This is a genomic window from Aquamicrobium sp. LC103, assembly GCF_001014615.2.
In the GTDB taxonomy this organism is placed as follows: Bacteria; Pseudomonadota; Alphaproteobacteria; order Rhizobiales; family Rhizobiaceae; genus LBCQ02.
Map to the genome: position 1 here is coordinate 33,244 of NZ_LBCQ02000019.1, position 12,317 is coordinate 45,560.

General features: G+C 61.8%; 11 protein-coding genes. 5 read left to right on the forward strand and 6 right to left on the reverse strand.

What is annotated here, in order from left to right:
- Positions 1 to 75: 75 nt before the first annotated feature.
- The 3 genes from XW59_RS28255 to XW59_RS28265 form a co-directional block, all read right to left on the reverse strand.
- Entirely contained in the window at positions 76 to 966 is an 891-nt protein-coding gene (locus tag XW59_RS28255; RefSeq protein WP_136068547.1) for a polysaccharide deacetylase family protein, read from the reverse strand.
- Complete coding sequence (pcaD, locus tag XW59_RS28260; protein ID WP_047148961.1) at positions 966 to 1,757, reverse strand: 3-oxoadipate enol-lactonase; 792 nt, start codon at positions 1,755 to 1,757, stop codon at positions 966 to 968. Before pcaD ends, XW59_RS28255 begins: the two co-directional genes overlap by 1 nt.
- 126 nt (positions 1,758 to 1,883) lie before the next feature.
- Entirely contained in the window at positions 1,884 to 2,876 is a 993-nt protein-coding gene (locus XW59_RS28265; RefSeq protein ID WP_047148962.1) for a Gfo/Idh/MocA family oxidoreductase, read from the reverse strand.
- A gap of 145 nt (positions 2,877 to 3,021) precedes the next feature.
- Between XW59_RS28265 and XW59_RS28270 the strand changes: the two genes are divergently transcribed.
- Positions 3,022 to 4,110 carry a C4-dicarboxylate TRAP transporter substrate-binding protein gene (locus tag XW59_RS28270; protein ID WP_047148963.1) on the forward strand — a complete coding sequence of 363 codons (1,089 nt, stop codon included), beginning with the start codon at positions 3,022 to 3,024 and terminating at the stop codon, positions 4,108 to 4,110.
- Between the two features lie 69 nt (positions 4,111 to 4,179).
- On the opposite strand, the gene XW59_RS28275 is transcribed toward XW59_RS28270, so the two are convergent.
- Genes XW59_RS28275 through XW59_RS28285 form a run of 3 tightly spaced genes read right to left on the reverse strand, consistent with a single transcriptional unit; the run spans position 4,180 to position 7,876 of the window.
- Complete coding sequence (locus tag XW59_RS28275; RefSeq protein ID WP_047148964.1) at positions 4,180 to 6,552, reverse strand: xanthine dehydrogenase family protein molybdopterin-binding subunit; 2,373 nt, start codon at positions 6,550 to 6,552, stop codon at positions 4,180 to 4,182.
- Positions 6,549 to 7,040: a (2Fe-2S)-binding protein gene (locus tag XW59_RS28280; RefSeq protein ID WP_047148965.1), complete on the reverse strand. Its 492-nt coding sequence runs from the start codon at positions 7,038 to 7,040 to the stop codon at positions 6,549 to 6,551. The genes XW59_RS28275 and XW59_RS28280 overlap by 4 nt, the downstream gene beginning before the upstream one ends.
- Positions 7,037 to 7,876 carry a xanthine dehydrogenase family protein subunit M gene (locus XW59_RS28285; RefSeq protein WP_047149012.1) on the reverse strand — a complete coding sequence of 280 codons (840 nt, stop codon included), beginning with the start codon at positions 7,874 to 7,876 and terminating at the stop codon, positions 7,037 to 7,039. Before XW59_RS28285 ends, XW59_RS28280 begins: the two co-directional genes overlap by 4 nt.
- Positions 7,877 to 8,219: 343 nt before the next feature.
- Between XW59_RS28285 and XW59_RS28290 the strand changes: the two genes are divergently transcribed.
- Genes XW59_RS28290 through XW59_RS28305 form a run of 4 tightly spaced genes read left to right on the forward strand, consistent with a single transcriptional unit; the run spans position 8,220 to position 12,305 of the window.
- A complete protein-coding gene (locus XW59_RS28290; protein ID WP_047148966.1) occupies positions 8,220 to 9,227 on the forward strand; it encodes a LacI family DNA-binding transcriptional regulator in 1,008 nt (335 codons plus the stop codon).
- A 25-nt stretch (positions 9,228 to 9,252) separates the two neighbouring features.
- Entirely contained in the window at positions 9,253 to 10,575 is a 1,323-nt protein-coding gene (locus XW59_RS28295; protein WP_047148967.1) for an extracellular solute-binding protein, read from the forward strand.
- Between the two features lie 54 nt (positions 10,576 to 10,629).
- On the forward strand, positions 10,630 to 11,475 hold the full coding sequence (locus XW59_RS28300; RefSeq protein WP_047148968.1) for a sugar ABC transporter permease: 846 nt from the start codon (positions 10,630 to 10,632) through the stop codon (positions 11,473 to 11,475).
- Positions 11,472 to 12,305, forward strand: a complete 834-nt coding sequence (locus XW59_RS28305) for a carbohydrate ABC transporter permease (RefSeq protein WP_047148969.1) — start codon at positions 11,472 to 11,474, stop codon at positions 12,303 to 12,305. Before XW59_RS28300 ends, XW59_RS28305 begins: the two co-directional genes overlap by 4 nt.
- Positions 12,306 to 12,317: the final 12 nt, after the last annotated feature.

Below are 12,317 nucleotides of genomic sequence, written 5' to 3' on the forward strand. Positions count from 1 at the left end.
CCAATTCTCACGGAGCGGAGCCGGCAGGCCGGCGATCCGCAGAAAAGAAAAACAGAAACCGCGCGGCCGACCGCATCAGCCTCGGCCCGATAGGCGACCCATTTCGGCCCGATACCAGTCGCCGATTTCCGATGCGCTCATGAAGACCGTCGTATCGTACCCAGCGATGTAGTCGAGCAACTCCTCCAGATAGCGAATGCGATGGGGCACGCCCGTGATGTAGGGATGGATCGAGATCGCCATTACCCGAACATTGTCTTCGCTTTCGGCAAACAGCCGGTCGAACTGGTCGCGCCCCCGGTTGAAGAACTCGACCGAAGGATGATTCTGCAAGGCGAAGACCGGAATGTCGTTCATTTCGACCGAATATGGGATCGTCGTGATCGTCCCATGCGGCGTATCGATGTCCTGCGGAAGGTCGTCGATCACCCAGTCCGCGACATACTCGATGCCGTTCTTGCGCAGGCAATCGAGCGTCTCTTCCGTTTCGGTCAGGCCCGGGCTTTCCCAGCTCCGAGGCGACTTGCCCCAGTAGTTCGAAATAACTTCGACCGCGCGCGCGATTTCCCCCGACTGGTCATCCAGGCTGTGCATGGGCTGCTGCAGGAAGCCATGTCCCATGAACTCCCAACCAGCATCCCGCGCGGCATCCGCAACGCGCGTATAGGAACGGCAGACATTCGCATTGAGGGCCAGCGTCGCCGGCAGCCCGCGATCCGTGATCGCCTTGAACTGGCGCCAGAAGCCGGAGCGCATGCCGTATTCATGCCACGACCAATTGGGCACGTCAGGCAGAAGCGGTTTGCCCATCGGCGGCGATAGGACGGTGCGGGGCATTGCGCGCTCGATGCGCCATTCCTCGACATTCACGATGATCCATACGGCCACCCGCTTGCCGTTCGGCAGCGCCAATTTCGGCCTGTCGATCGAAGCGACATAGGGAACGCGATCGGACAACGCCGTCATCATGCCGATCCCAGGAAGCGGGAGACAGTGGCATTGAATTGTTCGGGACTGTCGATGTTCGCTATGTGCGCGGCGTTCTCGACAAGGGCGAATTCGGCGCCGGGAGTAGCGGCGGCCATCGTCCTCATGGCATCCGGCGGAGCACCCGTGTCGACGTCGCCGCAAACATAGAGCACCGGCAGCGACAGCCTGCCGAGAGAATTTAGATAGTCGAGCCGCTTCAGCGCGGCCGCACAGCCTGCATATCCATCCACCGTGGTGCGAACGAACATGGCCTTCACCTCGGCCAGCCTTTCGGGATTGGCGGAACGCCATTCAGGCGTGAACCAGCGGTCGGCGGTACCTTCCCACAATGCCTCGATGCCGCCTTTTCGCGCGGCCGTCACCCGGTCGTCCCAGCTCTTCGCAAAAGGCTCGGGGGCATCGGCTCGCGCATCGGCACAAACCAGCCGCGTAACGCGATCCGGATAAGCCAACGCAAGGCCGAGTCCCGTCATGCCACCCAAAGACAGGCCCATAAAGGCCGCCTTCTCGGCGCCGAAATGGTCGAGCACGGCCACCGCGTCCGAGACCAGGTCGTCGAAGCTGTAGTCGCCGGCTGGCGTATCGGAACCGCCATGACCGCGCGTGTCGTAGGACAGCACCGTGAAGCGTGCGTCGAGCATTTCACGCTGAGGACCCCACATCGTCCGGTCGGCACCAAGCGAATTGGACAGCAGAATGACATCCCCGTCCGCACCGCTGCGTTCAACGTCGAGGCTCCATCCGCCCCGGTCGATTCTTGACGCCATACAATACCCTCCCTCGCCGCGACGAGCGGCTTCTCCACAATCAGGATACCGGCACGGCGCAGGTGTAGAAATTATTTTCCACGCTATTCACCATCAGGTTTTCTGATAATGCCGGCAAATGACCCTTTAGAGCCTTGCCGTCTCGCCCGTGTCGGCGGAGCGCACGATGGCCTCGTAGAGCGCGATGTTGCCGACCAGTTCCTCGTCGCTCCACGGGTAGGTCTGTCGACCCGCTACGGCTTCGGCGAAGGCCTCCAGATTGGCAATGACGGCATCCGCCCACGGCAGATCTTGCGTAACCGGCTGTTCGCCCGCCCTCGCCACGGTAAAGGTCGTCACGCCGCCGGGCGTATCGGGATGCGTGGCGTTACGCACTTCCACCCAGGCCTTCGATCCGAACACGTGATAGCGCATGTAATGCGGTGTCGCGAGGATAGCATTGAGGCTCGCGGTCATGCCTGCCTCGAACGCGATCTGCGCAACCACCATGTCACCCGTCGGCCAGCCCAGCACCCGATCGCGTGTCTGCGCCTGCACGCTGGTCGCGGGGCCGAACATCCAAAGGAACAGGTCGGTGAGGTGAATGCCCATCCCCGTCATACCGGCTCCCGGCGACAGTGCCTTGTCGGTTCGCCATCCGCCGGCCGGGATACCGATCAGCTTGTCGTGGCTGAAGGCAGCTTCGGCATGCATGATGGCGCCCAGCTCTCCCGCATCGATCATGGCCTTCAGCTTCTGCATCCCCGGCTCGAAACGCCTCTCATGGCCAATGCCAAGAACCTTGCCGTTCGCGCGACATGCGGCCAGCGAGCGTCTCGCACTGTCGGCTGTCAGGCCGAGGGGCTTTTCGCAGAAGACGTGCTTGCCGGCCGCGACCGCGGCGACCACCTGCTCCTCGTGGAACATATGCGGTGTCGTCAACACCACGGCGTCGACGGTGCCATTGACCAGCGCATCCTCGAACGAAGAAACCGCCGCGTACCCCATTGACGTTATCTCGTCATGCAATGAGGCTTGTGTCTCCGCGACGCAGACCACTCGGATTCCGGCATGACCCTTCAGCCGATTGCAGATGTGACGTCCCCACCAGCCGAAGCCTATGACGGCAATATTCAACATGGCTTATCTCCTCCGCTCGGGGGCCCTATTGACGCGGCCCCAACATCGTTCAATGATTAGCAGGTGATAAACAACAGGTCGCCGGCAATCAAGTCGTATCGGCCGTCTCGTTCGCAACTCGACGTACCAGGGAGGAAAGCGTCACATGGATCATAGTTGGAACCGCGTCCTTATCGCCGCCGCCGCGCTCGCAGGAGCCGTAGCGGCTTCGGGCATCACCGCAGCGCAGGCAGACACCTTCACGCTACGCGTGGGAACGGGGCACCCTGCGGGTCCGACGGTCTACGTCAATCTTGTGCAGGACTTCTTCGTGCCGGAGGTCAAGCGCCGGGTTTCGGAGGGGACCGAGCACGAAATCGAATTCATCGAAGGATATGGGGGTGCCATCGCAGGCGTGGCCGATACCCTGGAGGCCGTCGAAACCGGCCTTCTCGACGTCGGCGCCTATTGCTTCTGCTTCGAACCGTCGAAGCTCTTCATCCACAATTTCCCCTACTACACTCCCTTCGGCCCCGAAGATTCCGTGGTGGCACTTCAGGCGACACGCGCTGTCTACGACAAGGTTCCGTGGCTCGCCGAGGTTTTCGAGAAGGATTACAATCAGACCCTTCTGGGTCTCTCGGCATGGGACAACTACCACCTCGGAACGACGATGGAATGGAATACCGTCGCCGATTTGAAAGGCGTCAAAATCGCGGGGGCGGGACCGAACCTGCCCTGGCTCGAATATGCAGGCGCGGTGCCGGTCCAGTCGGCCCTGCCCGACGGCTACATGAGCATGTCTACCGGCGTATACAACGGCTGGATCATGTTCCCGTCGTCCTATCTGGGCTATCGCTACTACGAGCCTTCGCCCTATTACACGCTGATCGGCTTCGGTGCTATGGGCGTCAACGGCCTGACCATGAACAACAACTCTCTGGCGCGTCTGCCCGAGGATGTCCAGCAGATCATCCGCGAAGTCGGCTTGGAGTACGAAAAGAAGAGCGGCGAGGAACTGAACGCCCGTCAGGCCGCCGGACTGAAGGGGCTTGAGGAAGCCGGTGCCAAGATCCGCGAACTCCCGGACGAAATCCGTGCGCAGTGGGCGGAGTCCCTCGCCAACTATCCGAGCATCCAGGCCAGGGACGCCGACGGTCGCGGCATGCCCGGGACCGAGGTGATGCGCGCATTCCTCGACGCAGTTTCCGAGACGGGCCACACCTGGCTGGTCGAATACAAGCTCGAGGATTGATCTCGGTCAAACATGCAAGAGCGGCCGGTTAACCCCCGGCCGCTTTTCTTATGGGATCGGAAGTTCAAGTCAGTCGACCGTGCCCAACGCCCGCAATATCCGTTCGGGCGACATCGGCATTTTCGAGATCGAGCAACCGAGCGGTGCCAAAGCGTCGTTGACCGCATTCATGATCGCGCCCGGAGCGCCCGCCGTGCCCGCTTCACCCGCGCCCTTCGCGCCCAGTTCGGACGTCGATGTCGGCGTCATCACATGGGCGATCTCGATGTCCGGCATCTCGACTGACATCGGCACGAGGTAGTCGGCCATGCTCGCATTGAGCAGTTGGCCGTCATCGGAATAGACGCATTCCTCGTAAAGCGCGCCGCCAATGCCCTGCACCACGCCGCCACGGATCTGTTCATCGACGAGTTGCTCGTTGATGATGGTGCCGACATCCTCGACCACCCAGTGCTTCAGCAGCTTGACGATGCCGGTATCCGTATCGACCTCTACATAGGAAGCCATCGCCCCGTTGGTGAAAACGAACGGCACGTCGGAAACCTTGTAGTGGCGGGTTGCGATGAACTCCGGCGACAGACCGGCGGGCAATTCGTTGCCGCGGTAATAGACCATCCTGGCCAGGTCGGCGAGCGTCATGCGCTCGGTTCCGTCAAGGTCGGTGACCGCGCCCCTGAAGATGTCCAGCGCGCCCGGCTTGGCCTGAAGCACGGCGGCCGCGGCCTCCAACACCTGCGCCTTCAGCGCCTTGCATGCCTGAAGCATGGCTTCGCCGCCGATGCCTGCTCCGCGCGAAGCCCATGTGCCGCCGCCATAAGGCACGACCGCCGTATCGCCGGTCTTGACATGGACCATGTCGAGATCGACCCCAAATCCGTCCGCTGCGATTTGGGCCAGCATGGCGTCCGTGCCTTGTCCTTGCTCCGTGATCGAACTTGCGACATGCAACGCACCCGACGCGTCCAGCCGCGCCGAAGCACCGTCCTGCGCCGCGATCGGCGCCCCACCCACGCCGTAGAACATCGGGCTGGGATTCGTGACCTCGACCATCGAGACGATGCCAATGCCGCGATACACCCCCCGCCCGCGAAGCCGGTCGCGCTCCTGCTTGAGCGCTTCGTAGTCCATCAGGTCGAGCAGTTTCGCCAGGCACTTCTGGTGCGACAGATCCGCAAATTTCATCCCTTGCGCTGACACATGCGGATAGGCGTCGTCAGGTACGAGATTGATCCGGCGTAGTTCCGCCGGATCGCAGCCCGTCGCTTTCGCCAGTTCGTCCATGACGCCTTCCATGATCGCCATCGCGATCGGATGGCCGACGGCGCGATATTGGCAGGTAGGCACCTTGTTCTGAAACACCACCCGCAAACGGCCCCTATAAGCGGGAATGCGGTAAGGCGCACCCGTCAGGTTGATGACCTGATTGCCTTCGATGCCCGAGGAGCGCGGATAGACGCTGTAAGGGCCGATGCCGGTAATGTCGTCAACGTCCAGCGCCTGCAGGAGCCCCTCCCCGTTGATAGCGGCCTTCACACGCACACGGTGCTCGCGCGCATGAATGTCGCTCTGGAAGCTCTCCAACCGGTCAGCCGCGAACTTCACCGGCCGTTTCAGGAGCTTTGCCGCACCCGCCACCGCAATCTCGTCCCCATAGGTGTGGACCTTGATTCCGAAGGAGCCGCCGACATCGTCAGAGATGACACGGACCCGTCCTTCCGGAATGCCGAGATGCTTGGCCAGCACCACCTGGATCATGTGCGGGGCCTGCCCGGAATAATGCATCGTCATGCGATCTTCGGCCGGATCGTATTCGCAAACGCAGCCGCGCGGCTCGAGCGTGACGCCCGTGTGGCGGCCGAAATCGAAACTGCGCTCGACGACGGTGTTGGCGGGATCGGCGAAGGCGGCATCGACATCTCCCGCTTCCACCTTGCGTTCCCAGCACAAGTTGCTGTCGTAACCGGGATGGATCAGCGGCGAGCGCGGCTCCAGCGCTTCTTCCATGTCGCAAACCGCGTCGAGTGGGTCGTAGTCAACGTCGACCAGCGTGGCCGCGTCCTCGGCAATGGCGCGGCTGGATGCCAGCACCATCGCAACCGGCTCACCCTGCCAGCGCGCTGTGTCGGTCGCCACGCATGGCTGCGGGGGCGAGCGCATGCCTGACAAATGAGTCAGCACGCCGACCCAGGGGCTGACGACATCCACGATATCGCGTCCGGTCAGGACAGATGCAACTCCTTCCACCGCAAGCGCCGCGGTGGCGTCGATGGAGACGATGCGCGCATGCGCGAAGGGCGAGCGGACAAAGACGACGTGCAGCATTCGCGGAAGCGATTTGTCGTCTATGTATTTGCCGCGACCGGCCATCAACCGCGTTATGTTGGGTCGCGGCACCCGGGAACCGATGTAGCTGTTGGGCCGGTCGTATTTCGTCAGCGTCATGTATCGCTCCCCGAACGGCGAGCCACGGCGACCTCGACGATCGCATCGACGATCGCCTGGTAGCCGGTGCAGCGGCAGTAGTTTCCTGAAAGGTAGCTGCGCACCTCCTCGCGGGTTGGAACACGGTCGATGCAAGCCAGCAATTCCGATGTCGTGACCAGCATGCCCGGTGTGCAGAACCCGCATTGGAGCGCGTTACGGCGATGAAACGCCGCTTGGATGTCGGCAATCTCGCCGCTTTCCGACAGCCCCTCGATAGTTTCGATCTCCGCGCCGTCCGCCTGGACGGCCAAGGTGAGGCAACCGCGCACGATGTCGCCATTCATGCGCACGGTACACGCGCCGCAGACGCCGTGCTCGCAGCCGACATGAGTGCCCGTCAATTGCAGATGAAGACGCAGGAAATCGGCAAGATGCTGCCTGGGCTCGACAAGAGCCGACACTGCTTCTCCATTTACCTTCAGCCGGATCGGCATCGTTTCGGTCACGCGCTTGCTCCTCCGTCCAAGCTAAGGAGGACCCTCCGCATCAGCACTCCTGCAAGATGCCGCTTCATATTCTCGGATGCGTTGAGGTCACCAAAGACGTACATCTCCCGTGTCGCGACTTCGGCACACTCTGCCGGAGATGCGCCGGACACGAACGCGTCTTCCGCCGCGGTCGAACGGAGCGCCCGATCGGATATGGCGAAATAAGCCATGCGCGCTCGGCGGCCTGTTGTCATAACCGCAAGACCTGCCATCGCGTAGTCGCCATGCCGCCGCGCAATCTCCTCGAAACCATGACGCGCGCCCTCCGCCGGAAGGGGTATCTCGATCCCTGTCAGGAGCTCGCCCTCTTCGAGAGCGGTTTCGTAGAGACCCAGATAGAAATCATCGATGGGAATGCTTCGCTTTCCCGCGGGACCGTTCGCGTGAATGACGGCATCTAGAGCAAGCATGCACGCCGGCATCTCGGAAGCCGGGTCGCCAAGCGCGATGGATCCTCCGATCGTGCCGCGATTGCGGATCGCCGGATGAGCGACGTGAACATATGCCTCGGCTATCAGCGGCAGCCTTTTCCTCACAAGACTGCTTCGGGCCACGGAGGCATGCGTCGTCAACGCGCCGATATGGATGGCATTGCCCCTCTGTTCGATGCCTTTCAAGCTTTCGATTCGCGTCAGGTCGATCAGCGTGCCCGCTTCGCTGACCCGGAAGTTCAACGTCGCCATGAGGCTTTGGCCGCCTGCGAGATACTGGGCTCCCTCGCCGACTTCCAAGAAGAGCCGAACGGCATCCTCGGCGCTTTCCGCGCGCCGATAGCCAAATGCGCCTGGTTTCAACTTTTCCTCCGTCACGACCGTCGAAAGCGCCGACGAGCAAAACGTTATCTATCACTCGATAATTTACAAGGCAAATGTTTAGACCGGGCGGTGCAAGCGCACTCAAAATACCGAAGCGATCGACGGCAAGATGTTGGAAAGCACCGCAACGCAGCACGAGTTCGGTCCCCCGATCTCCGACGCGGTCGTCGACTGGGTGTTACGCCTCACCATCCTGAGATAAGGCAAACGGCGCCGCAGGCAGTTTCCGGTAGTATCGCACCATCGAGGCCGAGATGGCCCTGCTTGACAATGCGAGATTCCCACCTATACGTATAAGTAATACGTATCAGGAGACTTTGCATTGCCACCGCGCCGGCCCACACAAAAGGACATCGCTGGTCTCGCAGGCGTCTCGCAGGCGACGGTTTCAATGGTGCTGAACGACAGCGAGGCACCGGCGATCCCGGCCGAAACGCGACAGCGGATCGTTGATGCGGCCAAATCGCTCGGATATTCACCGAACCGCTTCGCGCAGGCGCTGAAGACCCGCCGGACGATGACGATCGCCTGCATCGTTCCCGATATCACCAACCCGTTCTATCCGTCTCTCATTCGCGGCGTGCAGAAGGCGGCGCAGGCGCAGGGTTACGATGTGATCGCCGTCAACACCGACGGTCTGGCCGAACAGGAGCGCCATTTCGTGACATGGGCCGGCGAAGGGCGCGTGGACGGCGTGATCGGCGTCTTCTTCAACACCCGAGCTCCCGATCTCGCGGCATTGGTCGATTCCGACATTCCCATCGTGCGCATAGAGGCTTCCCGAAAGACGGGCGGCGACCTGGCCATCGACGACCTCTACGTCGACAGCCGGGCAGCCGCGCGTGCAGTCACGGAATATCTCATAGGCAAGGGCCACCGCCGGATCGCGATGGTGGCGGGGATCGGCGGGCCTCAGTCGGAGCGGATCGAAGGTTACCGCGAGGCGGTGGCCGAGATCGGCGAGATGCCGCTCGTCCATGTCGAGCAAAATTTCGACGAGAAAGGCGGACTGCGCGCCGCGGAAAAGCTGTTGGCCAAGGAACCGCATTTTTCGGCCGTCTTCGCTGCCAACGATCTGATGGCAATCGGCGTCATGCAGACGTTGCGGGAACGCCAAATCGACATCCCCGGACGAGTCGCGGTCGTCGGCTTCGACGACATTTCGGCAGCCCGGCTCGTGACGCCGTCGCTGACGACCGTCACGCAATTTCAGGACCGCATGGGAGAACGGGCCGCGGCGATCCTGGTCGAACGCATGCAGGGCAAGCGATCGGGGCCGGGCACGACCGAAATGATGCCGTTCAAACTGGTCGAACGGGATTCGGCCTGAAGCAACGAACTTCAAGGAGGAGACAATGGAGCGACGTGTATTTCTGAAGACGAGTCTCGCCCTCACGGCGGGAACCGTGCTGACAAGCCCCTTGCTGGCCCAGAGCAAGCAGCCGGTGAGCTGGTGGTACGAGACCGCGACACCCGCCAATCAGCGCCACATCCAGGAACTGATCATCGACAAGTTCAACGAGCAGCACCCGGAATACAACTTGACCGTCGACTATCGGGGCGGCGAGCTCGACAAGCAGATGCGCGTGGCGCTTCTGTCCGGCACCGGACCGGACGTCGTCTATACGGCCGGGCCGAGCTATGTCGCACCGATGGCGCAGGCCGGGCAGCTCCTGGCGCTCGACGACTACGCGGAAAAATATGGCTGGAACGACCGCATCCTGCCGGTTTTCCTCGAAATGGGTCGCTATGAGGGCACTCTCTACGCGCTTCCCAAGACCTACGAGACGCTCGGCCTCTTCTACAACAAGTCGCTGTTCGACGAGCATGGCTGGGCTACTCCGACCACCATCGCGGAACTCGAGACGCTCGCCGACAAGATGCTGGAAGCCAACATCGTGCCGTTCAGCGCGGGCAATGCCCAGTGGCGGCCGGCCAACGAACACTACGTGACGATCGCACTGAACTCCATCGCAGGACCCGAAAACGTCCACAAGGCGCTCACCGGCGAACTGCCGTGGACGGCGGAGCCCTTCGTCGCGGCCATCACGAAGCTCAACGACTGGTGGCAGAAGGGCTATTTCGGGCGGAACTACTTCTCCCTGACGATCGAACAGGCGTTCGCCGAAATGGCGAGCGGTCGCGCCGGCATGCATCCCGGCGGCACGTGGCAATTCCAGCACCTGCCGACCTATTTCACGTCACAGAACCTCGAAGCCGGTTTCGTCGGGTTCCCGAGCGCCGACGAAATAGGCGATCCGATCTTCCCGCTCGGTGTCGGCTCGACGTTCTCGATCGCGGCGCAGGCTCAGAACCCGGACGGCGCGGCTGCCGTCATCGACTACGTCTTTTCGGACGAGCTCTACGGAGCGATGAATTCGGTCTGGCAGGGAGAATGGAACACGCCGCTGCGCGACCTTTCGAAGGTCGAGATCAGCGGGGAGGTGTCGCCGGTCTACAGCGCGACGATGGAGGAACTGGCCAAGTCCGTGGACGAGAGTGAATACGGCTACACGACCTGGACCTTCATGCCGCCTGCCACGAACACCTACCTCGTGAGCGGAATAGAGGAAGTCTGGCTGGGCCGGACGACGGTCGAGGACTTCCTAGCGCAATTGGATAGCCGATTCCGCCAGGAGATGGCCGAAGGAAAAGTTCCGGCTATCCCGGCCCGCTGACCGCGCGCAAACCCAAACGGGCGGCGCAAGCGCCGCCCAAGCGGAGAAGCTACTTTGCACAGGCTCTATGTCGTCCCGACATTGATCATCAATGTGGTGATCATCCTGCTACCTGCCATGCTGACGATCGCACTCGCTTTCTTCAGGTGGGACGGTATCACCGCGCCCTCTTTCGTCGGGCTCCAGAATTTCCGGGAATTGTGGGCGGACAACGTGTTTTGGACCGCACTCACCAACAACATCATCTGGACCGCGATCTTCCTCACCCTCCCGATCGCCATGGGACTGCTCGCAGCGACGATGTTGTTGATCGCACGACGGGGCAGCCTCTTTTTCCAGGTCATCTACTTCCTGCCGATGATCATCGCCACGGCGATCATCGCGCGGATCTGGCAGGGCATGATCTACAGCCCCGTCAGCGGCATCAACGGTCTGCTGCAGCGTTTCGGCCTACCGACCTACGACCCCCTGACGCAGCCATCCACCGCGCTGCTGGGCATCGCGACCGTCGACCTGTGGCATTGGTGGGGCTTTCTCTGCGTGATCTTCTTCGCGGCGCTGAGGCAGGTGCCGCAGGAGCATATCGAGGCGGCAAGAATCGAAGGCGCCAACTTCTGGCAGATGATGCGCTACGTGCTGCTGCCCGCGATCCGGCCGACCATCACGCTGATGATGATCATGACGGTCATCTGGTCGTTCCTCGTCTTCGACTTCGTCTACATCCTCACGCAGGGCGGTCCCGCCTTTTCCAGCGAAGTCCTTTCGACAATGGCCTACCGAAGCGCATTCTACGACCTCGCCGTAGGCAAGGCCGCCGCCGTCGCCATCGTCATCAGCCTGTTCGGTCTCGCCGCGACGGCGTTTTACATCCAGGCGCAGGCGAGGGAGTTCGAGGAATGAGTCTCGTCGAAAGCCGCGTGACGCTCACGCTCACCTATATCGCGCTCGCGATCCTGTTGGTGATAACCCTGTTCCCAGTTGCGCTGCTGCTGCTCAATTCGGTCAAGCCGGCCGCTCAGATCGTGCAGAACCCCCTCGCCTGGCCCGAAACCTTCAGGTGGGATAATTTCACCCGCGCCTGGCAGGACGCACGTTTCGGTCAAACGATGTGGAACTCGATCGTGTTGACCGCAACGACCATCGTGCTGGTCTGCACGACGGCGTCGTTGACGGCCTATGTGCTGGCCAGACGCAAGATCAGGACGTGGAAGATCGTCACCTTCTACCTGCTGGCGACGACCACCGCGCCGATCCAGCTCTTCCTGTTCCCGCTCTATTTCGGCTTTGCGCGGCTCGGACTTATCAACAATCCCTTCGCGGTGGCACTGATCTACACGGCGGTCTACTCGCCCTTCGCCATCATGCTGCTGCGTACTTATTTCCTTGCGGTTCCCAAGGAACTGGAAGAGGCCGCGCTGATCGACGGTGCGACGCACTGGCAGGTCTTCACCAGGGTGATGCTGCCGATCGTCTCGCCCGGCATCCTGACGGTCGCGCTGATCATCGGCCTGTATTCGTGGAACGAATTCCTGATCGCGACGACCTTCCTGCAGCGCGCCGACCGGATGACGGCGGTCGTCTCCTTCTTCCTTCTAAGCGGCCAATACAGTTCCGACTGGGGAGAGATCATGGCCGCCGCCCTGATCATCGTGCTTCCCGTCGTAGTCCTTTTCGTCTTCCTGCAACGCCGGTTCATCGAAGGCATGGCGGGCGGGTCCGTCAAGGGCTGATCGAAATCCGAA

Coding starts and splice junctions, on each gene's coding strand:
- XW59_RS28305 (WP_047148969.1), top strand. CDS start 11,472: ATGAGTCTCGTCGAAAGCCGCGTGACGCTCACGCTCACCTATATCGCG.
- pcaD (WP_047148961.1), bottom strand. CDS start 1,757: ATGGCGTCAAGAATCGACCGGGGCGGATGGAGCCTCGACGTTGAACGC.
- XW59_RS28270 (WP_047148963.1), top strand. CDS start 3,022: ATGGATCATAGTTGGAACCGCGTCCTTATCGCCGCCGCCGCGCTCGCA.
- XW59_RS28255 (WP_136068547.1), bottom strand. CDS start 966: ATGACGGCGTTGTCCGATCGCGTTCCCTATGTCGCTTCGATCGACAGG.
- XW59_RS28265 (WP_047148962.1), bottom strand. CDS start 2,876: ATGTTGAATATTGCCGTCATAGGCTTCGGCTGGTGGGGACGTCACATC.
- XW59_RS28295 (WP_047148967.1), top strand. CDS start 9,253: ATGGAGCGACGTGTATTTCTGAAGACGAGTCTCGCCCTCACGGCGGGA.
- XW59_RS28275 (WP_047148964.1), bottom strand. CDS start 6,552: ATGACGCTGACGAAATACGACCGGCCCAACAGCTACATCGGTTCCCGG.